The sequence below is a fragment of the Pseudomonas syringae CC1557 genome (genome assembly GCF_000452705.1).
Taxonomy (GTDB): domain Bacteria; phylum Pseudomonadota; class Gammaproteobacteria; order Pseudomonadales; family Pseudomonadaceae; genus Aquipseudomonas; species Aquipseudomonas syringae_F.
This window is the reverse complement of sequence record NZ_CP007014.1, coordinates 4,717,642-4,737,500: the sequence shown is the minus strand read 5'-3', so window position 1 is coordinate 4,737,500 and position 19,859 is coordinate 4,717,642. Positions and strand designations below refer to the sequence as shown.

General features: G+C 57.8%; 16 protein-coding genes, 2 rRNA genes and 1 pseudogene (1 of these 19 running past the window's edge). 8 read left to right on the top strand and 11 right to left on the bottom strand.

Translation table 11 applies throughout. The annotated features are described in order from the left end of the window. Positions 1 to 2,042, top strand: a 23S ribosomal RNA gene (locus N018_RS20960); it begins 852 nt to the left of the window's first position. 156 nt (positions 2,043 to 2,198) lie between these two features. Continuing rightward, a 5S ribosomal RNA gene (gene rrf, locus N018_RS20955) occupies positions 2,199 to 2,314 on the top strand. A 77-nt stretch (positions 2,315 to 2,391) separates the two neighbouring features. On the opposite strand, the gene N018_RS20950 is transcribed toward rrf, so the two are convergent. From N018_RS20950 to mksB, 4 genes are all read right to left on the bottom strand, one after another. Further along, positions 2,392 to 3,639, bottom strand: a complete 1,248-nt coding sequence (locus N018_RS20950) for a right-handed parallel beta-helix repeat-containing protein (protein ID WP_025390657.1) — start codon at positions 3,637 to 3,639, stop codon at positions 2,392 to 2,394. 172 nt (positions 3,640 to 3,811) lie between these two features. Then, positions 3,812 to 6,631: an Mks condensin complex protein MksF gene (mksF, locus tag N018_RS20945; protein ID WP_025390656.1), complete on the bottom strand. Its 2,820-nt coding sequence runs from the start codon at positions 6,629 to 6,631 to the stop codon at positions 3,812 to 3,814. After that, the gene (gene mksE, locus N018_RS20940) at positions 6,628 to 7,335 is read right to left on the bottom strand and encodes an Mks condensin complex protein MksE (RefSeq protein ID WP_024644835.1); all 708 of its coding nucleotides are present in this window, start codon (positions 7,333 to 7,335) and stop codon (positions 6,628 to 6,630) included. Before mksE ends, mksF begins: the two co-directional genes overlap by 4 nt. Then, the gene (mksB, locus tag N018_RS20935; protein WP_024644836.1) at positions 7,325 to 8,602 is read right to left on the bottom strand and encodes an Mks condensin complex protein MksB; all 1,278 of its coding nucleotides are present in this window, start codon (positions 8,600 to 8,602) and stop codon (positions 7,325 to 7,327) included. The genes mksE and mksB overlap by 11 nt, the downstream gene beginning before the upstream one ends. A gap of 144 nt (positions 8,603 to 8,746) precedes the next feature. On the opposite strand from mksB, the gene N018_RS20930 reads away from it, so the two are divergent. Further along, complete coding sequence (locus N018_RS20930) at positions 8,747 to 9,553, top strand: hypothetical protein (RefSeq protein WP_025390655.1); 807 nt, start codon at positions 8,747 to 8,749, stop codon at positions 9,551 to 9,553. Further along, positions 9,546 to 10,001 carry a ribosomal protein S18-alanine N-acetyltransferase gene (gene rimI, locus N018_RS20925; RefSeq protein ID WP_025390654.1) on the top strand — a complete coding sequence of 152 codons (456 nt, stop codon included), beginning with the start codon at positions 9,546 to 9,548 and terminating at the stop codon, positions 9,999 to 10,001. The genes N018_RS20930 and rimI overlap by 8 nt, the downstream gene beginning before the upstream one ends. 9 nt (positions 10,002 to 10,010) lie before the next feature. Here rimI and N018_RS20920 read toward each other — a convergent pair whose 3' ends face one another. Next, the gene (locus tag N018_RS20920; protein ID WP_025390653.1) at positions 10,011 to 10,415 is read right to left on the bottom strand and encodes a hypothetical protein; all 405 of its coding nucleotides are present in this window, start codon (positions 10,413 to 10,415) and stop codon (positions 10,011 to 10,013) included. A 131-nt stretch (positions 10,416 to 10,546) separates the two neighbouring features. Between N018_RS20920 and can the strand changes: the two genes are divergently transcribed. Next, positions 10,547 to 11,185 carry a carbonate dehydratase gene (gene can, locus N018_RS20915; protein ID WP_003345939.1) on the top strand — a complete coding sequence of 213 codons (639 nt, stop codon included), beginning with the start codon at positions 10,547 to 10,549 and terminating at the stop codon, positions 11,183 to 11,185. A 57-nt stretch (positions 11,186 to 11,242) separates the two neighbouring features. On the opposite strand, the gene N018_RS28720 is transcribed toward can, so the two are convergent. The 3 genes and pseudogenes from N018_RS28720 to N018_RS20905 form a co-directional block, all read right to left on the bottom strand. Then, complete coding sequence (locus N018_RS28720; protein ID WP_418903490.1) at positions 11,243 to 11,947, bottom strand: methyl-accepting chemotaxis protein; 705 nt, start codon at positions 11,945 to 11,947, stop codon at positions 11,243 to 11,245. Positions 11,948 to 12,325: 378 nt separating this feature from the next. Further along, a pseudogene (locus N018_RS28715) lies at positions 12,326 to 12,874 on the bottom strand (MCP four helix bundle domain-containing protein); the annotation flags it as partial. 149 nt (positions 12,875 to 13,023) lie between these two features. Then, entirely contained in the window at positions 13,024 to 13,683 is a 660-nt protein-coding gene (locus tag N018_RS20905; protein WP_025390651.1) for an HD domain-containing protein, read from the bottom strand. 153 nt (positions 13,684 to 13,836) lie between these two features. Between N018_RS20905 and N018_RS20900 the strand changes: the two genes are divergently transcribed. The 3 genes from N018_RS20900 to N018_RS20890 all read left to right on the top strand — a co-directional run bounded on the left by N018_RS20900 (position 13,837) and on the right by N018_RS20890 (position 16,229). Beyond that, positions 13,837 to 14,178, top strand: coding sequence for a zinc ribbon domain-containing protein YjdM (locus N018_RS20900; RefSeq protein WP_024644842.1), 342 nt, complete (start codon positions 13,837 to 13,839; stop codon positions 14,176 to 14,178). A 130-nt stretch (positions 14,179 to 14,308) separates the two neighbouring features. Beyond that, positions 14,309 to 14,740, top strand: coding sequence for a thiol-disulfide oxidoreductase DCC family protein (locus N018_RS20895; protein WP_024644843.1), 432 nt, complete (start codon positions 14,309 to 14,311; stop codon positions 14,738 to 14,740). 268 nt (positions 14,741 to 15,008) lie between these two features. Beyond that, the gene (locus N018_RS20890; RefSeq protein ID WP_025390650.1) at positions 15,009 to 16,229 is read left to right on the top strand and encodes a sugar transporter; all 1,221 of its coding nucleotides are present in this window, start codon (positions 15,009 to 15,011) and stop codon (positions 16,227 to 16,229) included. 65 nt (positions 16,230 to 16,294) lie between these two features. Here N018_RS20890 and pcsA read toward each other — a convergent pair whose 3' ends face one another. From pcsA to N018_RS20875, 3 genes are all read right to left on the bottom strand, one after another. Further along, positions 16,295 to 17,014: a phosphatidylcholine synthase gene (gene pcsA, locus N018_RS20885; RefSeq protein WP_024644845.1), complete on the bottom strand. Its 720-nt coding sequence runs from the start codon at positions 17,012 to 17,014 to the stop codon at positions 16,295 to 16,297. Between the two features lie 87 nt (positions 17,015 to 17,101). Next, on the bottom strand, positions 17,102 to 19,114 hold the full coding sequence (locus tag N018_RS20880; protein ID WP_025390649.1) for an alkaline phosphatase D family protein: 2,013 nt from the start codon (positions 19,112 to 19,114) through the stop codon (positions 17,102 to 17,104). Between the two features lie 264 nt (positions 19,115 to 19,378). Next, positions 19,379 to 19,816: a GNAT family N-acetyltransferase gene (locus N018_RS20875; protein ID WP_024644847.1), complete on the bottom strand. Its 438-nt coding sequence runs from the start codon at positions 19,814 to 19,816 to the stop codon at positions 19,379 to 19,381. Positions 19,817 to 19,859 lie beyond the last annotated feature (43 nt).

The window sequence follows — 19,859 nt, the reverse complement described above, 5'->3', positions numbered from 1 at the left end:
AGCACTGTTTCGGCTAGGGGGTCATCCCGACTTACCAAACCGATGCAAACTCCGAATACCTACAAGTGCCGAGCATGGGAGACACACGGCGGGTGCTAACGTCCGTCGTGAAAAGGGAAACAACCCAGACCGTCAGCTAAGGTCCCAAAGTCATGGTTAAGTGGGAAACGATGTGGGAAGGCTTAGACAGCTAGGAGGTTGGCTTAGAAGCAGCCACCCTTTAAAGAAAGCGTAATAGCTCACTAGTCGAGTCGGCCTGCGCGGAAGATGTAACGGGGCTCAAACCATGCACCGAAGCTACGGGTATCATCTTTTGATGATGCGGTAGAGGAGCGTTCTGTAAGCCTGTGAAGGTGAGTTGAGAAGCTTGCTGGAGGTATCAGAAGTGCGAATGCTGACATGAGTAACGACAATGGGTGTGAAAAACACCCACGCCGAAAGACCAAGGTTTCCTGCGCAACGTTAATCGACGCAGGGTTAGTCGGTCCCTAAGGCGAGGCTGAAAAGCGTAGTCGATGGAAAACAGGTTAATATTCCTGTACTTCTGGTTATTGCGATGGAGGGACGGAGAAGGCTAGGCCAGCCTGGCGTTGGTAGTCCAGGTTTAAGGTGGTAGGCTGAGATCTTAGGTAAATCCGGGATCTTAAGGCCGAGAGCTGATGACGAGTGTTCTTTTAGAACATGAAGTGGTTGATGCCATGCTTCCAAGAAAAGCTTCTAAGCTTCAGGTAACCAGGAACCGTACCCCAAACCGACACAGGTGGTTGGGTAGAGAATACCAAGGCGCTTGAGAGAACTCGGGTGAAGGAACTAGGCAAAATGGCACCGTAACTTCGGGAGAAGGTGCGCCGGTGAGGGTGAAGCATTTACTGCGTAAGCCCACGCCGGTCGAAGATACCAGGCCGCTGCGACTGTTTATTAAAAACACAGCACTCTGCAAACACGAAAGTGGACGTATAGGGTGTGACGCCTGCCCGGTGCCGGAAGGTTAATTGATGGGGTTAGCGCAAGCGAAGCTCTTGATCGAAGCCCCGGTAAACGGCGGCCGTAACTATAACGGTCCTAAGGTAGCGAAATTCCTTGTCGGGTAAGTTCCGACCTGCACGAATGGCGTAACGATGGCGGCGCTGTCTCCACCCGAGACTCAGTGAAATTGAAATCGCTGTGAAGATGCAGTGTATCCGCGGCTAGACGGAAAGACCCCGTGAACCTTTACTATAGCTTTGCACTGGACTTTGAATTTGCTTGTGTAGGATAGGTGGGAGGCTTTGAAGCGTGGACGCCAGTCTGCGTGGAGCCAACCTTGAAATACCACCCTGGCAACTTTGAGGTTCTAACTCAGGTCCGTTATCCGGATCGAGGACAGTGTATGGTGGGTAGTTTGACTGGGGCGGTCTCCTCCTAAAGAGTAACGGAGGAGTACGAAGGTGCGCTCAGACCGGTCGGAAATCGGTCGTAGAGTATAAAGGCAAAAGCGCGCTTGACTGCGAGACAGACACGTCGAGCAGGTACGAAAGTAGGTCTTAGTGATCCGGTGGTTCTGTATGGAAGGGCCATCGCTCAACGGATAAAAGGTACTCCGGGGATAACAGGCTGATACCGCCCAAGAGTTCATATCGACGGCGGTGTTTGGCACCTCGATGTCGGCTCATCACATCCTGGGGCTGAAGCCGGTCCCAAGGGTATGGCTGTTCGCCATTTAAAGTGGTACGCGAGCTGGGTTTAGAACGTCGTGAGACAGTTCGGTCCCTATCTGCCGTGGACGTTTGAGATTTGAGAGGGGCTGCTCCTAGTACGAGAGGACCGGAGTGGACGAACCTCTGGTGTTCCGGTTGTCACGCCAGTGGCATTGCCGGGTAGCTATGTTCGGAAAAGATAACCGCTGAAAGCATCTAAGCGGGAAACTTGCCTCAAGATGAGATCTCACTGGAACCTTGAGTTCCCTAAAGGGCCGTCGAAGACTACGACGTTGATAGGTTGGGTGTGTAAGCGCTGTGAGGCGTTGAGCTAACCAATACTAATTGCCCGTGAGGCTTGACCATATAACACCCAAGCAATTTGTTCGAAAGGCCAGATTGCGGTGACTGTGGAGATGACACGAACCGAAGGTTTGCGTCACGAACGACACCTGAACGACTGACTATCACATACCCGATTTGCTGAAGCGCGCCGTAAGGCACGACTCGGTACCCGAATTTCTTGACGACCATAGAACATTGGAACCACCTGATCCCATCCCGAACTCAGCAGTGAAACGATGTATCGCCGATGGTAGTGTGGGGTTTCCCCATGTGAGAGTAGGTCATCGTCAAGATTAAATTCCAAAAACCCTCATCGCTTACGCGTTGAGGGTTTTTGTTTTTGGCGCTTTCAACGGCTGTAATACGCGCTTCAGTTGAACGCCCCCATGCCAGTCAGCTTGCTCCCAGGACGCAAATGGAAACTGCGCAGCACTGGCAGGCTCCCGTCTGGCTGTCGCGGCTTATCCCAGCCCAGGTGTGAGACATCTTCGAAATCTGCATCTGTTATCGGCACTGGCAATGTCCATGAGTTATGTGCCATCTGCAGCCCCTCAGTATTGACCGTCAACCGCCCCTGGTAAGCGATGTTGTTGAGCAAGTTGCCAAGGGCAATCGGTGACCCGTCTGGCGCGATGCCCAGCATGTTGTAGTCGGCACCGTTGGAAAAGGCGGTGTTGTTTATGAAGTCCAGTGCAAGGGTATGGTGGTTTGCGTAGAAACCAGCGGACTTGTTGTCGAAGGCAACCGAGTTGCGGACGATGTGTTTGACGCCGTCAGTTACATACTTCCCGCCGTAGCCACCCGCCTTGATGCCATTGCCGTTACCCGCCTCAAGTTTCGTATGCGTGCCGGGCAGGTAGCCTTGCTGCCATGCCCACGAGTTTTCGATGATCACTGGCGAGAAGGCATTGATCAGGTCGAAGCCATCGTCGGAGTTGGCCCAAGCCCGGCAGCCGCGAAAGATATTACCCGGATGGCCTGCCTTGATATGGGCGCCGAAGCCATCGGCGCTCTGGCCTGCGCCATTCGAAGTGTAGGGGTCGTAATTGTGGTGCGAGTCGCTGTTCAATACCAGATTGTAGCCGCCGTTCTGAATGAACAGGCCCGGTCCCATGTTGTGATGCAGATTGAGTTGCTCAAAGGTATTGTGGCTGCCGCTGTTCCAGATCCCCCAGGATTCGTGATTAAGATGGTTTTCCGGCTGCTGCGGTACGCCCGTCACCTCCAGCCCTTTCAGGTGTAACCAGCTGCCGGTCACGTTGAAGCCTTTGACACGACAATCGTCTTTCATTGCCGAGAAATCGAAGACCGGTGTTTCACCCGGATAGGCCCAGTAACGGATAGGTTTGTTTTCGCTGCCGCTGAGGTCCAGGTTAATGGCATTGACAGTGTCTGTGCGGCTAGCGCAGCTGTTCACGCCGGTTGTGTAGCGATAAATTCCACCGCGAAAGTAAACCGTATCGCCGGCTTTTGCGGTTTGCTGTGCGCGCATGATGGATCGCAACGGCGCGGTTTTTGTACCGGTAGCGTGATCGTTGCCATTGGGGGCAACGTAGTAGTCAGTTGCGTGGGCTGTTGCAGCAACGGTCAGCAAGACCGTCAGCAGTATCGTTTTCATGAGGTTACTCCAGCCTTACCTCTCGCAATCGTATGCGTGTTTACTGCAGCCCATTATGAATTCGATGAACAAGGAGCTCGTTCGCCGAAGGCCTGTATAAAGACCTCACTCGATTTAAAGGCATAAAAAAGGGCCGCATGCTCATGCGGCCCTCTGGTTACAACGATCCCTCTTACGAAGCCAACTCCGGCACCTCAGGCTTCACCTCATCACGACGCTGAATATACTTCCAGTCCGCTTCATCAATGTAGATGCCGTTGGGCCCGCTACCGCCTTCCAGGTCGATGGCCACATGTGCCGAGACCTGAGGCTTTACACTTGCCAGAATTGGCACGAAGCCCAGTTGCAGACTGGTTTCCAGCAGCGCTGCCTGGTTCTTCTCGTCGATGTCGGCCGCTTCGTCCAGGTAGTAAGGCAAACGCACACGTCCGGCCTGATCGCGATCCATCAAGTGCAGCAACAGATACATGTTGGTCAGCGCCTTGATGGTCATGGTCGTACCGTTGGAGGCTGCTCCGTCGATGTCGGTGTGAATAACCGGCTGCCCGTTGACCTTGGTGATCTCGAACGCCAGCTCGAACAGGTCCTTCAGACCCAGCTGGTTATGGTTGGCAGCCACAAGCCGCGCCAGATATTCCTTGGCTTCTTCGTTCTTGTTGTCCTGCTCGGCGCTTTGGCTGAGATCGAACACCGACAGTGTTTCGCCTTCTTCGTATTGCCCGGCGCTGTGGATGATCTGGTCGATGTGCTTGAGCGCTTCCTTGTTAGGGGCGAGCACGATACGGAAGCTTGCCAGGTTCGACACCTGACGTTTGTTGATCTCCCGATTGAACAGCGCCAGCTGGTGCTCAAGGCTGTCGTAGTCGCTACGGATGTTGCGCAGGGTCCGGGCAATATCGGTGACTGCGGCGCGGCGAGCCTTGCCCAGTGTCAGAGCTTCCTCGCTGCGGTGCGCATAGGCATTGATCAACAGTTGCAAACGACGCTCCATATCGTCTTCGCTGTCGAACTTGGCGACACCTTTGAGGCGTACCTGCGCGTACAGCGCCTCGATCTGGCCGTCGCTGCGCAACAGGCCCTGCCAGCTGTCCTGATAATCGTTGAGCAGAGGCAGCAGGTTATCCATGGAGTCATCAATCTGCTCCATGAAGGGCGTGCCGAATGGCAGGTCCGCTGGCAGCAGCTGCCGGCGGCGCAGCGCGTCGTCCAGGGTGCGTTGCTTGGATTCCATATCACCGATCTGGCGCGCGATCAGTTGCAGCTTGGCTGACAGTTGCTGGACGCGCTCAGTGAATGCATCACTGGAGCGTTTAAGTTCGTCCTGAGCGGCCTCCATCTGCGCCAGCTCTTCCAGCTTGCCGGACTCTTCGGCGCTCAGTGTCTGACAGCGGCGGAAATCTTCCAGCGCCTTTTGAGCATCCAGCACCTGTTGATAAAGCGCTTCGGTCTGGATCTTGCTCGCCGAACGGTCGGCAGCCACCGCCTGCTGGGTTTTCAGTTGCTTGAGCTCTTTCTCCAGACGTTCTTTCTGATCGCGCAGCGCGGCACGATCAGCCAGTGCCTGCAAGGCTGGAGGTTCGATACTCGACAGATTGATGTTCAACCCCGGTACGGCAAACTGATCGCCCTTGAAGCCGTCCAGAATGGTTTCCAGCGATTTGACCCAGGCGCCGTCGTCGTCCAGCGCAATGCCTTGCTCGCCCAGCGGCAAACTGAACAGGGCGCTGTTGAACAGGCGCATCAGGCGCTCTACGTCCGGCTGTGAAAACTCTTCACGCAAACGGGCATAGCTGTTGTTGTCGGCATGATCGAGTTGCTGCTTGACCGACTTGAGGCGTTGCTCCAGATCCCGTAAACGCTCGCCCAGATCCTCGGCGCTGAACTGCCGGGACTGTGCCAGCGCTCCGGCGAGTTCGTCGTGAGCGTCCTTGGCCGCCAGCAGTTGCTGCTCCAGCACTTTCACGTCATCGACCAGCGCGAAGCGATTCTTGAGCACTGAAAGCTCGCCGATCCAGCGCTGAAGGCTACTGATCTCGCGCTCCAGGCGCATCAGCTCCTGAGTGCTGCTGCGCTGGTCGTTCTGCATTTCATCCTGCTGGGCACGGTAATGCTCGGCCTGGATGACCAGCTCTTCCTTGCGCGCACCGGAGTAGTCCGACCAGGTGCCGAGCAACGAATCGAGAATCGGTGACAGGCGATGTAGCTTGCCGCGCAGCAGGTCGCGTTGTTTGACGCCCGCAGCCAACGCTTCGACCAGCGGACCGGCCAGCACCAGCGAGTTGTAATCCTGCTCCATGCGGCGCACGTCACGGAAGGCTTCCTCACAGGCCGCGATGTAATCGACGCTGCCCGAGCGCAAGCTGTGCTCGAACGCATCCAGAAACAGCTGCTTGAGTTTGGCCGCCGTGATTTCGCGCATGTGCAGCAGGTTGATGAACAGCGCGCGGAAGGTCTTGAGGCTCTGTTCGCTGGTGGAGCGCAACGGGATCAGCGTCAGGTCCAGCGGAATTGAGGTATGGCCGCCGACCAGCAAGCGACGCAGCTCATCCGGCTTGAGCTCATAGGCTTTCAGGCCCTGGCTTTCCAGATTGCTGAACAGCTCTTTCTGACGCAGGCAGGTGTCGTTCTTCTGGTAGTGAACCAGATCCAGTTCGCCAGCATAGGCAAAGAACTGATGGCCAAAGCCGCCACCCGGACCGCGCCCTACGACGCCTATCACATGCGGGCCGTGGGGCAGGGAGACTTCCACCAGGATGTAGCTGGTGTCAGACGCAAAGTAGAAGCGCCGCGACTGCTCAAGGCTGTACTTGCCAAAGCTCATGTCCGACATGCGCGCCAGAATCGGGAATTGCAGGGCGTTGATCGAGGCGCTCTTGCCCAGGTTGTTCGCGCCATACACCGACAACGGATTTTCCAGCGGAAACAGGCCGAGGCTGTAACCGGCAGTATTCAGCAGAGCGAAGCGGCGGATGCCATAACGTTCCTGGCTCATGTGTCCATCTCCTGTCGTTGCTCATCGGCGATTGCCCGGGCCAGCGCGTCTTCCTCGGTTTCTTCGCTGAATTCATCCAAGTCCAGCGGGTCATCGGTTTCCAGCAGCTTTTCGTCGCTGTCGTCATCAATGAGCACTGGCGTCGGCAGTGGCAAGGCGCTGTGCAGGCTGGCCGCCAGGTCGCGGTCCTGTTGTACCGACAGGCAGACATCGAGAAAACGGTGCATCGGCGGCAGGAAGCGGTAGATACCGACTTCTTCGCTGGCGAACCCCAGTTGCGTCATGCGGCGCATGATTTTCTCTTCCAGTTCCTCCTGGGTCTGCACCTCAGCCTGGAGAAACAGATCGCGGTACTTTTCCAGCATCGAAGGCAGTTCATCACGTCCCAGGCTGCCGCCATCCAGCACCGACATCGGGTCACGACCCTGATCAGCCAGGTGCTCGACAAGGATGAAAGTAAACAGCGCCAGACGCTGCGCGGTCTTGTTGACCTGCGCGGCCGCCAGTTCAGGCACGAAGTAATAAAAGCCACGGGTGTCGCAGACCAGTTCATAGCCCAGCGCCTTGAACAGCGTACGGTACTGGTCCTGGCAGTTGGACAATTGAGCGTACAGCTCCGGGTCGCGGCGGCTGATGTGGTAACCCTTGAACAGCTCGCGAAAGATCGGCGCGAGCTGGGACATTTCGGATAGATCAAGATGCATGAACAGGGCTCTCGGAATTCTCTGGCTGCTCGTCTTGCGCAGCGAGCAGGGCAAAGGAGCGCAGGCTGACGCGATGCTCCCGGGTGAAGTATTCGCGGCGCTCAAGGCGTTCGCGGGCGAAGCGCTTGTCACGCGAGAGTCGCGAAAACCAGTACAACAGCTCGTCGGTTTCGCCCGTCGGCTCCTGCTCCAGCAGCCAGACCATCAGGTCCGGCATCGGCAGGGCGTCTTCACAGCGCTCAAGCATTTCCTTGACCGTGCGCGGCGCACGCGGCGGCTCTCCCTTGCGGGTGCCGCTGGCCTTGGGAAACTTCGCGGGCTTGGGTTCGAATCGCGCCAGGGCATAGACATACGCTTCAACCTGGCTCGCGCTGCCGAGAAAAGTGCTCTGCGGGCGAGTGAACATCGGCATGGCCGCCTGTGGCACCGCGTCCAGTCCTTTGCGGCGAATCGCCGACAAGGCCAGTGCGGCGCCTCGGGTCACGGCGTTATGGCGACGTGCTTCTTCGCGCAGCGGCAGCAGCAGCTCACGAGCGTGGCGCAGGGTTAGCTGGGCGCTGGTCTGCATTTCCAGAATGCGCGCGTGGGTACGCAGCAGCATGTCGTCGTCGACCAGATGGCCAAGCCGCTGCTGTTCGGTCAACAGGCGTAGCAGGACGACTTCGACCTTGCGCACGCCCTGTTCAAAAGCACCGTCAGCGTTGACCAGTTGGATCATCGGCTCAACGTATTCGTCCCAGGTGGCCAGCACTTCTGCGTAGCGCTGGCGCAGTGGGATTTGCCGGTCACTGGTCTTGGCCCGGTCAGCCACCGCGACCAGCGCCTGCTCGTCGTTGGCCAGCTTCTTGAGCACGTCACGCACGCGCATGTCCAGTAGCCGTAGCTGTCTGGCCAGATCGTTGGCATCGCGCACATCGAACGCGTCCTGAATGTAACCGGCCAGGCGTTCCAGGTGGCGCAGATAGGCTTCGATTTCAAGGCACAGGCCCAACCGGTGCTCGCGGCGCAGGTAGGACAGGAAGTCGTGAATCTGCGCATTCAGTTCGAAGCGGTTCGGGCTTTTCGCCACGGGCACGAGAATGTCCAGACGAATCCACACATCCAGCAGATTGGTGATGTCTTGCGGGGTGCTGTCCTGTTGCTGTGCGGCCAGTTGCAGCCGCAGCTCGCTCAGGCTCAGCGTGCCCTGGTCGAAATGTTCGCATAAGGGCTCGAGTAGCGCCCAGTGCTCGGCGAGGGCGCGCAGGACGCGCTTGGGTTCGATCATCGTTAGGCCGACTGTTGGCAAGTGAAAAGCGGCGATTGTACTGCATCAGTCGCCTGATATTTCACCTCGCAGCGATATGCTGCAGCGCGAAAAGACGAACAACGCTAGAATTGCGCGCTCAACTTATCCACAGGTGGCTGACCCTTGCTCAATGAGTCCCGTCGCCGCGCTTATTTGACCGCCATGCAGGTGGTCAACTGGCTGCCGCGCACAGAACTGCCATTCGCCGCTCCGTCACGCCCGGAACTGCTTGCGCCGTTGCCGCCGCCGGTCGAGGTGCACGGCGTTGTGCCTGCCGCCGCGCCGGTCGAGCAGGCTGCACCGGCTGAAGCTTCGAACGTTTTGCCGCTTGCACGACAGCCCGAGCGGCCGAAGATCGAGGTGCCGCGTCCGTCGCTGGCCAGCACCCGTACGGCTGCGCCGGTCGCTGAAGAAACCGAGCCTGCGCCGCCCAAGGCTGTGGCGGTGCCGCCGCCGCGTTTTGCCCTGCAATTGCTGCGTGCCGGGCGCTGCCTGTTGCTGGTCGAACTGACGACCGGTCAGCCATTTCAGAGCCGTGATCCTTCCTATCTGCTGCTCAAGGACATGCTGCGCGCTGCCGGTCTGCCCGACAGTCCGCAGATTATCGGCGAGCCGGTGCGCTGGCCGTTGCTGGTGCGCGGCCAAATGGATCAGGGGCCGGAAGCTGCACGTGATTTCGTGCAGGGTTTTGTCGGCGCACGGCTGGAAGACGAAGCCTGCGCCTGCCTGTGGCTGATCGGTTTGCCCTCGATGAAATACGCCGGTGAAGTGGATGCCGAGTCGTACACTCTGGAACTTCAGGTCGAAGGCCTGGGGGCTGCCTGGGCGCTGCCAGGTCTTGAATTAATGATGGACGAGCCGCAACGCAAGGCGGACGTCTGGAAAGCCATGCGTCGGCTGATGACGCGCTGGAAATCGATTGATGAGTAACGCCGTAACCTTCCGCCGCATGACCGAAGCCGACATGGATGCGGTGCTGAAAATCGAATACGCGGCGTTCACCCATCCGTGGACACGCGGGATCTTCCTCGACGGGCTCAAATCCTACGAAATCTGGCTGATGTTCGAAGGCGCGCAGCAGGTCGGCCATGGTGTGATCCAGGTCATCATCGATGAGGCGCACCTGCTCAATATCACCGTCAAACCGGAAAACCAGGGCCGTGGCCTGGGTTTGCTGCTGCTGGATCATCTGATGAAGCGCGCTTACCAGCTCAACGCCCGCGAGTGCTTTCTGGAGCTGCGCGACAGCAACCGGCCAGCCTATCATCTGTATGAAAACTATGGTTTCAACGAGATAGGCCGGCGTCGTGATTACTATCCGGCTCCGGACGGCGGCCGTGAAGACGCAGTGGTTATGGCCTGCACGCTGCTGGACTAGCTGTCTGGATCAGCGATGATTGCCGTCCAGCGGGTCGATGATTGCCAATTCTTCCTCATCCAGCCCGTTGCCACCGCCAATGTCATCTTCATCCACTACGGTCAGGTCCAGGTCAGCCGGGTCGCCATCGCCCTGCTCGGACGGTGAGCGAGCGCCGTCTTCACGGATCAGGGTTTCTGGAGACAGATCATCGTCAGTCGAGTGGTGGTCATCCGTCGATGCCCCCGTCAGGCCTGCCTCACGCACACGTTGATCCGGAATTTCATGTTGCAGCTCGCCTTCAGAGATAAGATCGCCGATACGGCCCGGTTCTTCCTCGTCGAAATCGAGAGTTTCCATGGAGCCCATACGGTCTTCGTTATCGTCGATAGGTTCCGGTTCGGTAGCACCGAACGGACGGCGTGAATCGTTCATGAGAAATCCTCATTTCAGGTAGTCGTAAAAAGTTGACCGGCCATGACTTTGAAGATTCCTTTTTTGTTGACCGTGACTTGAAGGATCGGACACCAGTCCAAGGCTGGGCATCATTATCGAGGCGTCAAAGCATGAACGAGCTACAAGACCTGATTGATAACAATGCACGCTGGGCCGATGCGATAAAGCAGGAGGACCCTGAGTTCTTCGCCAAGCTGGCTCGCCAGCAAACGCCAGAATTTTTGTGGATCGGTTGTTCGGACGCACGCGTGCCAGCTAACGAGATCGTCGGTATGTTGCCCGGTGATCTGTTCGTCCACCGCAACGTGGCCAACGTCGTGCTGCACACGGATCTGAACTGCCTGTCAGTGATTCAGTACGCGGTAGATGTGTTGAAGGTCAAACACATCCTGGTCACCGGCCACTATGGCTGTGGCGGCGTGCGCGCCTCCATGCAGGATCGTCAGTTCGGCCTGATCGACGGCTGGCTGCGCACGATTCGTGATCTGTATTACGAAAACCGCGAACTGCTCGCCAAACTGCCCACCGAAGAGGAGCGTGTCGACCGTCTGTGCGAGCTGAACGTGATTCAGCAAGTGGCTAACGTCGGCCATACCAGCATCGTGCAGAACGCCTGGCACCGTGGGCAGAGCCTGTCTGTGCATGGCTGCATCTACGGCATCAAGGATGGCCGCTGGAAGAGCCTCGACGTGACCATCAGTGGCTTTGAGCAATTGCCGCCGCAATACCGCCTGCGTCCGCAGGACTGATTGCCGCCTCTTGAGGCGCCATTATCGCTCGCCGGCTGGCGGGCGATAGTCAGGCCATCACAAGACAAACCGCTGCACCATCAGGTTCAAGTCAGTCGCGAGCATCGACAAGGCATTGCTCGCAACGGTGGTCTGCTGTGCCCCTGAAGCCGTCTGGCTCGACAGATCACGAATACTGCTCAGGTTGCGATCCACTTCGCTCGCGACCTGCGCCTGCTGTTCGGCGGCACTGGCGATCAGCAGGTTGCGGTCGTTGATGGTGGCCGTCGAGCTGATGATGACGTTCAACGCCTCACCGGTCGCGGCGGCCTGTTCAAGCGTGAGGTTCGCCTGAGTAGCCGTATGCCGCAGTGAACTTGCCGTTTGTTGCGTGCTCTGCTGCACTCCGTTGATCAAGCCTTCAATTTCCGCTGTAGAAGCGCTGGTGCGCTGCGCCAACGAACGGACTTCATCGGCCACCACGGCGAACCCGCGTCCTGCCTCGCCCGCACGTGCCGCCTCAATGGCTGCGTTCAACGCCAGCAGGTTGGTCTGATTGGCGATGGCGCGGATCACATCGAGAATGCTGCTGATGCTCTGCGTACGTTCGGCCAGCCCTTCGGCTTGATGCGATGAGTCGAGCACGTTTTCGGTCAGTTCCTTGATCGAAATGATGGTTGCCGAGAGTTTGTCCTTACCCTGTGCCGCCGCCTGGGTCGAGGCTTCGGATTCGGTGACGGTATTGCTGGCGTTGCCGGCCACTTCCACGGCCGCCTGGCTCATCTGGTTGACGGCAACGGCAGCCTGTTCGATTTCGTCGTTCTGCAATTGCAGATTGAGCGCGCTGGCCTCGGCGATGCTGCCCATCTCCTGCACCGATTGCGATAACTGGGTCGCCGCTGCGTAAATCTGGTCAATGGTGCTGTGCAGATTGCTGCGCATACGGCCCAGCGTTATCAGCAGTTGTGCCGTCTCGTCCTTGCCTTGTGGAATCTGATGCTCGCTCAGGTCGCCATCGGCGATGGTGCTGGCGATGTGCAGGGCCTGACGAACCGGATGGATGATGCTGACGCTCAGACGCCAGGCCAGCAGCAGGGTCAGCGCGAGGGCCACTGCAATGGCACTCAGCGCGATGATTCGGGCTTGTTCGTAGCTGGCGCCGGCAGCCTCGACGGCGCTGGCGGCGCTCTGTTTGTTCAGCTCGCGCAGCAGTTGCACCTGCATGTCCATCAGGTCGCCTTGCAGCGCAAGCATGGTGTTGGCCAGCATTCTGGCTTCATCCAGTTTGTTCTGCTCGATCAGTGCGATCTGATCCTGCAATCCCGGCATGAACGCTTTGTAGGCATCCTGCAGTGCTACGATGGAATCGTGCTCAGTGCCGGACTGGACACGGGCCAGGTACTCCGAGAAACCTTTCTCGACTTCGTTCTTGAGTTGTTCGACGTTGATTTTGCTGTTGATGACCGCGCCTGGATCATCGGCATTGGCGATCAGGCGAGTGGTTTCGCTGCGCAGTTTTACCAGGCCGATGGCAATAGCATCGGCCATGGCGATACTGGGCAGCGCACCGCTCTCGACGGCTTCGCCTTGCTCGCGGATGTCTTGCATTTGCAGCAGACAGAACGCGCCCAATGCGACCATCAGCATCGAGCTGATGCCAAAGCAGATCACCAGCCGCGGGGTGATCCGGAAGCGGCGCAGTAGCGTCATTGTGGTTCGCCGACGTAAAACACCAGGCATAAATCTTTTCACGGCGCACGACCCCTATAAAACACACGGACCTTATCGGAGAGCCGTTTATAGGGCAGTTGTGTGATGTCTTTATGACATCCCGTGTTTAATCTGCATGAGGCAAAGGCTCAGGATAGAGGTGCGCCAATTTCCTCCATCAATTCATCCAGAAAGCGCTTCAAGCGAGTGTGTCTGACCTTCGCCATCTGCTCACCTGTGTGGGTTTTAAAGCTGTCAGCGAGGTGCAGCAGCTTGGTATGAAAGTGATCAACGGCAAAGTTCTTGTCGTCATACGGGCGCTGGCCGGCGTGAGGGTCTATCGGGTCATAGAGCAATCGCCCCATACGGCCTAATACATAGAGGGTTCGCGCGACGCCGAGCATGCCTATAGCGTCAAGCCGGTCAGCGTCTTGCAGAATCTTCGCCTCAAGCGTCAACGGAGTTATCGCTGCCGAGAAGCTGTGCGCCTCGATAGCGTGAGCCACCGCCGCGATGTGTTCTTCATTCCAGCCCATCCCGGCCAGCAATTCGCTGGCCCGCGCAGCCGCCAGTCGCGATGCGCCAGACCGGAACGGTGAATCCTTTTCGACCGTAACGCAGTCATGCAGCAGTGTGGCGGCGATCAACACACGCGCATCGCCGCCTTCATGGTCACTGATGGCACAGACGTTGTTCCAGACGCGCAGCAAGTGCGAGACATCGTGCGAACCGTCGATTTTCTCGGCGTGAGTGTGTGCAATCAGCCGGTTGGCGAGATCTTCGAATGGGGCGAACTGGGCGGCGATCATCAGGGTTCCCGAGCCTTGGTTTTGACGCAAGCATTGCAGAAAGCTTGGTGAAAAGCACCGCAGGGCAGAGGGCTATCACTGGGCGATTAACCTGAAACCGGAAAAGCCCTTTATAATTCATGGTTTTTACCTCCCTTCGATGCGAGAACCACTGTGAGCTTACCGTCCTGCCCGAAATGCAATTCCGAATTCACCTACGAAGATGGCAGCCTGCTGATCTGCCCGGAATGCGCCTATGAGTGGTCCGCTGACGCGGGGAGCGCTGATGCATCCGACGACGTAAAGGTGATCAAGGACTCCACCGGCAATGTGCTGCAGGACGGCGATACCATCACCGTTATCAAGGACCTGAAAGTCAAAGGCTCTTCGCTGGTGGTCAAGGTGGGTACCAAGGTCAAGAACATCCGTCTGGTCGACGGCGATCACGACATCGACTGCAAGATTGATGGCATTGGCGCCATGAAGCTCAAATCCGAGTTCGTCCGGAAAGTTTGATCCGGCAGCACAATCGCTTTAACGTGAATGCCTCGTTGGTCAATCGACAGACGAGGTGTTCAGGTTTCCGGACGCGCCACGCCTGTGTCCTGCTGCAACAGGCACTGGCTCTTTCCAAGGCAGGTGAATCATGTCGACAACCCCCGCACCTTATTTGCAGCCTGATGAATGCGTCGTGCTGTTCGATGGCGTGTGCAAGCTGTGCAATGGCGTGGTCAGGTTTCTGATTCGTCACGACCCGCATCAGCGCCTGCGGCTGGCAGCCGTGCAGTCGAAAGAAGGCCAGGCACTGCTGAAGTGGGCCGGGCTGCCGCTGGACGAATTCCATACCATCGCGGTCATCGTCAACAATCGTGTGTTCGTTCGCTCGGACGCTTTCCTGCACATCATGGGGCTATTGCCCGCGCCGTGGCCGCTGCTCAAAGTGTTGCGTGTCTTTCCGCGTTTTCTGCGTGACTGGGCCTACAACCGTATCGCACTCAACCGTTACCGCCTGTTCGGGCGCTATGATCACTGCCTGTTGCCGTCGCCTGAGCACCAGCAGCGTTTCCTTGGCGACTGACGACCGGCGGTCACTTGTAAAGTCCCAGAGCCATGGACGGGTTGTGATCCACCTTGGCGGTCCGTAGAATTCGTGCCATCTGGCTGTATCCCCCATATTCACAATAATCCACTTTGCACACTGCGCCCGATTCTGACAGTCGAGCGGAGCGTTTTTGCGTTGGTTTTTCAATGGGGGCGGGCTGTGGTTTCTGTACAGGTGTCAGGCGTGAGTTTCATGCGTGGCGGTTGGCCTCCGGGCTGGAACATTTTTAGAGAGCTGTAAATTCTTGATAACGATACCTCCGAACGCCACTGAAAATGAAAGCGCAGGTAGCTGGCTTGGCGTCTTCGCGCTGGCCCTGGCGGCCTTCATTTTCAATACCACCGAGTTCGTGCCGATTGGCTTGCTGAGTAACATCGGCCAGAGCTTTGACATGACGCCGGCACAGGTCGGGCTGATGCTCACCATCTATGCCTGGGTCGTGTCGCTGATGTCGCTGCCGATGATGCTGGCGACGCGCAATATCGAGCGCCGCAAGCTGCTGATGTTCGTGTTCGGCCTGTTTGTGGTCAGCCACGTGATCTCTGCGATGGCCTCCAGCTTCGCTATTCTTCTGGTGAGCCGTGTCGGTATTGCGTTTGCGCATGCGGTGTTCTGGTCGGTCACGGCGTCGCTGGCAGTGCGCATCGCGCCGCCGGGCAAACAGGTTCAGGCGCTTGGCTTGCTGGCGACCGGTACTTCACTGGCAATGGTGTTGGGCATTCCGTTGGGGCGCGTGCTGGGTGAAGCCCTGGGCTGGCGCACCACATTCCTGGGCATCGCCGGGGTCGCTGCGCTGGTGGTGTTCCTGCTGGCGCGTGCATTGCCGTTGCTGCCGAGTCAGAACTCCGGCTCGCTGCGCAGCCTGCCGATTCTGTTCAAGCGTCCACGTCTGATGGCGATCTACCTGCTGACCGCCATCGTGGTCACCGCCCATTTCACCGCCTACAGCTATATCGAGCCGTTCACGCAAACCGTGTCCAGGCTCAGCGGCGAAATGACCACGATCTTGCTGCTGGTCTTCGGCGGTGCCGGGATCATGGGCTCGATCATATTCAGCCTGTTCAGTGATCGCTTCCCCAACGGGCTGCTGATCACTGCCATCGGCACGCTGACGTTGTGCCTGCTGATGCTGTTGCCACTCTCCGGTGACTCCACGATGCTCGGCACACTGACCGTGGTGTGGGGCATGGCAATCATGTGTTTCGGGCTGCTGTTGCAGGCGCGAGTGCTGGCGCTGGCACCGGATGCGACCGACGTGGCGATGGCGCTGTTCTCGGGCATCTTCAACATCGGTATCGGCGGCGGTGCGTTGCTCGGCAGTGTGGTGAGCAGCCAGCTTGGGGTTGCGAATGTCGGCATTGTTGGCGGCCTGCTGGCCCTTGGCGGGTTAGGCCTGTGTTGCTACACAACGCATCACTTTGGAAAGGTCCGGCCTGCTGCCGAGGCGCAGGCTGAAGGCAACTGACGCCACATAAAAAAGCTCGCTGACCGCGCAAGGCGATCAGCGAGCTGTTTATGCAAACGTCAGCGTCAGGCCTTGAGCCGGCCCAGCCATTCCAGCGACGTTCTCCAGATACAGATCCCGAGGAAGTACGCCGACATGGTCATCCACAGGCCCATGACCACCGGACCATTGTGCGGATGATTGATGATCAGCAGCGCGCTGGACAGCAGCCATACGGTGGTGACCGCAATGTTGATCGGCATGAAGCGGCGCACGCGGAATGGGTGCAGGAACTTCATGCGGGTCAGGGTCAGCAATGCCAAGGCTATGATCGTGACAAACGTCAGCCATGGAGCTGGCGACAGTATATAGAGACACAGCGCAACCACATTCCATGCAGCGGGGAAGCCCTGGAAGTAGTTGTCCTTGCTTTTCATGTCGACATTGCAGAAGCAGAACAGCGACGAGACCAGAATTACCGAAATGCTCAGCAGCAGCGTGTAGTCCGGGACCGGAATGTACCGATAAATGAACAGTGCCGGGATGAACACGTAGGTCAGGTAATCAATCACCAGGTCCAGCACTGAACCGTCGAAGTGCGGGAGTACCGAGGTGGTGTTGACCTTGCGCGCCAGTGAACCGTCCACTCCATCTACAATCAGAGCTGCGCCTAGCCACAGCAGGCAGGCTTTTGGTTCATTGTTGAACAGGGCAATGGTAGCCAGAAACGCAAGGACGACGCCGGTGGCGGTGAAGCCATGCGCGCCCCAGGCGTTGAGTCTGGCTATGCGTTGATTGGTTATCACGGGGGCGCTCTCCAGGAAATAATGCTTGCCAGGGTGTGCCGCAAACCTGACTGGTAGCAACTATCGACCCGGCAATTGCCGATAAGTTTAGCGGTGACTATCCCTTGTTTTCCGGTCGCTTTCCAGAAAACTGCGATCTATTCCAGACCGATCGTCACGGTAATCTTCCGGTTCGACGAAGCAGGTAGGTGATTCACCATTGGCATTGAGTTGGTTGATCAGGGTCGGCTGGCCTTGTTCATTGAAGAAAACCTGACCGACACCTGCCGAATTCCATAAGCGTTCACCAGCTTTGCTGTGCTCGGGCGTGCGCGGGATGACCTTCATCAGGCGTCGCTTGGTAAACCAGTTCAGCGGTGAGCGAGGGGAGTATAACCAGCGATTCAACCGATCAAAAGTATCCAGTAAGCGTCGAGGGAATTCATTCTTGATACCACTGCTGGTGATTTGCCAGATATGGGGCCCGCCACTGCGGTGGCGAATCAGGATTTCATAGACGAACGAGTAGTGCACATCGCCTGACAGAATCACGTAATTGCCTGGGGTTCTGGAGTGGCGAAAGATGTTCAGAATGACATTCGCTGCGCCCCGGTGCGCCATCCAGTTCTCCGCATCCACCAGCAACGGATACCCGCACCAGGCGAAAATTCGCTGTATTGCTTCGATCAGCTTGACCCCGAACACCGGCGCGGGCGACACGATAATCGCTGATGTGTGATCGATCAGCTCCTGCTGCAGTTCACAAAGTGCTTCCCAGTCCAGCAGACCGGACGGGTGGTTGAAATTCGATTCACTGCGCCAGCGCCGCGTACGCGTATCCAGCACCACCAACGCCGGGCTGGTTGGCAGAACGTAGTGCCACTGCTGAAACTTCAGCAACTGATCGATCAGCGCGTCCTGAGACGGGCTGTCCAGCTGATTGTCATTGCCGACGGCCTGCGCACTCAGCGCATTAGCCTGCCGGATCAGGTCATTGAGCGGATCGGGGTTGTTGCCCCAGCCCTGACACAGCAGATAGGCCAGCAAGGCGTTGCCGATGATGCGTTTTGAAAACGGATGGTTGTAGGCGGTGTGTTCCCAGTTCGCTGACAGATTCCAGTCATCGGTGATGTCGTGGTCATCGAAGATCATCATGCAGGGCACATGCGCCATCGCACGAGCCACGTCTCCAAGCCCGGCGACGAAGTCGCCGATCACCTGCTGCTCTCTGGCGTAACGCTCAAGCTCTTCTGCTTCGAGCTGCGGCATGTCCGGTTCGATCAGTCTCCACGGCGTCGGCGACCAGACCAACAGGTACATGGCCAACACTTCCGCCAGCGTCACCAGATGGTTGTCCGCAGTACTGCTGGTAAACACCGGCTTGCTCGCCCCACCGAAGAAGCGCTCGCGCAATGTTTCGTTGCTTTTCAGCGCAGGCAGCAGGTCGGCGCGCTGGTAGTAGCTCGCCGGATGCTTATAAAGGCTGGCGCTGTCCTCGACCACGGCGCCATCCAGAAGCTCATCGAACAGTTCCAGGCGCTCGATCAGCGCATGAACGGCGCGCAACATTGGCCCTGCGACATCGTCGGCATAGATCTGGTCGCCGCTCATCATCAACAGGGCAGGACGTTGCTGCGGTTCTTTTGTGTCGGCCAGCAACCGGTCAACGCAGAGCAGGCCGTCCGCTGCGCAATGGTGTGGCTTGCGGCAAGAGCCGTGCAGCAAGTGATCGATGCTGCTGCGCACCACAAAGTTCGGGTAGCGGGCGCCCTGGTACAGCAAGTGAGGCGCCCATTTGGCGATGCCATCTGGCTCGCCATCCACCAGCAGGTCGTACTCGATCCATTCATCGGTGGGCAGTGCGGTGTCCAGGTGCAGGTCAATCAGATGAATGAATGCATGGCGGCCTACCGCGATTACCTGCACTTGCTGCCCGTCGAGCCGATAGTCGTCGAACGTTTCGGCCGCCGCATTGGCATTCGGTCGCAAACGCAGGGTCAGCCCAAGCGGACGTGAGCCCACCAGCCACAGCACCAGACGATTGGTTTCCTGACGACGTAACAACGGGCCCGCGAGGACGGACGGCAAAGGCGCAGCATGTTCGGCGGACGAGGAGGGCATCCTGATTCAAAGCTCTGATTGAGAGTAAGCGGGAAATACTAACGCAGCAGGCGCGGAAAATTCCTGTTACACGGCGTGGGAATATTCTCGCCGTGTTTCTGAACGTTACAAAGCAGATGAATCGTTTCGCATATTGCACGTTTCAGCTGTCGTGCCTCGGCCAGAGGAATACTTTGTTATCTCGGTACCTCCAAGTCAGTAACGCTCTCGCCTGGCCCTATCCTTCGATAACCTGATGGTCAAGTTCAAGGTCTGAAGCCAGCGTCAGGGCTGCCCGCTCGACAAGCGCTTCTGGAAAAAGAAGCGCTTGTGCCCCGGTGGATAGTCGTCGATCTGGCCGAATTCGGTGTAACCGTGACGCCTATAAAAGTCCGGCGCCTGAAAGTCGAAGGTGTCCAGCCAGATGCCGACGCATCCTTTTTCTATCGCCAGGTCTTCAGCCATCTGCATCAAACGCGAGCCCATGCCCTGGCCTCGGGCCTGCTCCGGTACAACCAGTAGCTCAATGAACAGCCACTCGAACAGAATGCGAGCGTGCAGCCCACCGATAATCTCCCGCGTCTCGTCATCGCGAATGAACATCGCCACCTTTTCGGATTTTCCGTCCCCCGCCTGTTCAGCATTGAAACGCTTCAACGGCTCCAGAATCGCCAGACGATCCTCTTCCGTAGGGTTGGTGTCGACGTCAATGTGAATGCTCATGCGATGGCTCCCAGCCAAATGAATGCGTGCCGAGATTAAAGCG

Excerpts from the sequence above, each read along its gene's own strand:
- N018_RS20950 (WP_025390657.1), bottom strand. The coding sequence starts at position 3,639 with ATGAAAACGATACTGCTGACGGTCTTGCTGACCGTTGCTGCAACAGCC.
- mksF (WP_025390656.1), bottom strand. The coding sequence starts at position 6,631 with ATGAGCCAGGAACGTTATGGCATCCGCCGCTTCGCTCTGCTGAATACT.
- mksE (WP_024644835.1), bottom strand. The coding sequence starts at position 7,335 with ATGCATCTTGATCTATCCGAAATGTCCCAGCTCGCGCCGATCTTTCGC.
- mksB (WP_024644836.1), bottom strand. The coding sequence starts at position 8,602 with ATGATCGAACCCAAGCGCGTCCTGCGCGCCCTCGCCGAGCACTGGGCG.
- rimI (WP_025390654.1), top strand. The coding sequence starts at position 9,546 with ATGAGTAACGCCGTAACCTTCCGCCGCATGACCGAAGCCGACATGGAT.
- N018_RS20920 (WP_025390653.1), bottom strand. The coding sequence starts at position 10,415 with ATGAACGATTCACGCCGTCCGTTCGGTGCTACCGAACCGGAACCTATC.
- can (WP_003345939.1), top strand. The coding sequence starts at position 10,547 with ATGAACGAGCTACAAGACCTGATTGATAACAATGCACGCTGGGCCGAT.
- N018_RS28720 (WP_418903490.1), bottom strand. The coding sequence starts at position 11,947 with ATGAGCCAGGCGGCCGTGGAAGTGGCCGGCAACGCCAGCAATACCGTC.
- N018_RS20905 (WP_025390651.1), bottom strand. The coding sequence starts at position 13,683 with ATGATCGCCGCCCAGTTCGCCCCATTCGAAGATCTCGCCAACCGGCTG.
- N018_RS20895 (WP_024644843.1), top strand. The coding sequence starts at position 14,309 with ATGTCGACAACCCCCGCACCTTATTTGCAGCCTGATGAATGCGTCGTG.
- N018_RS20880 (WP_025390649.1), bottom strand. The coding sequence starts at position 19,114 with ATGCCCTCCTCGTCCGCCGAACATGCTGCGCCTTTGCCGTCCGTCCTC.
- N018_RS20875 (WP_024644847.1), bottom strand. The coding sequence starts at position 19,816 with ATGAGCATTCACATTGACGTCGACACCAACCCTACGGAAGAGGATCGT.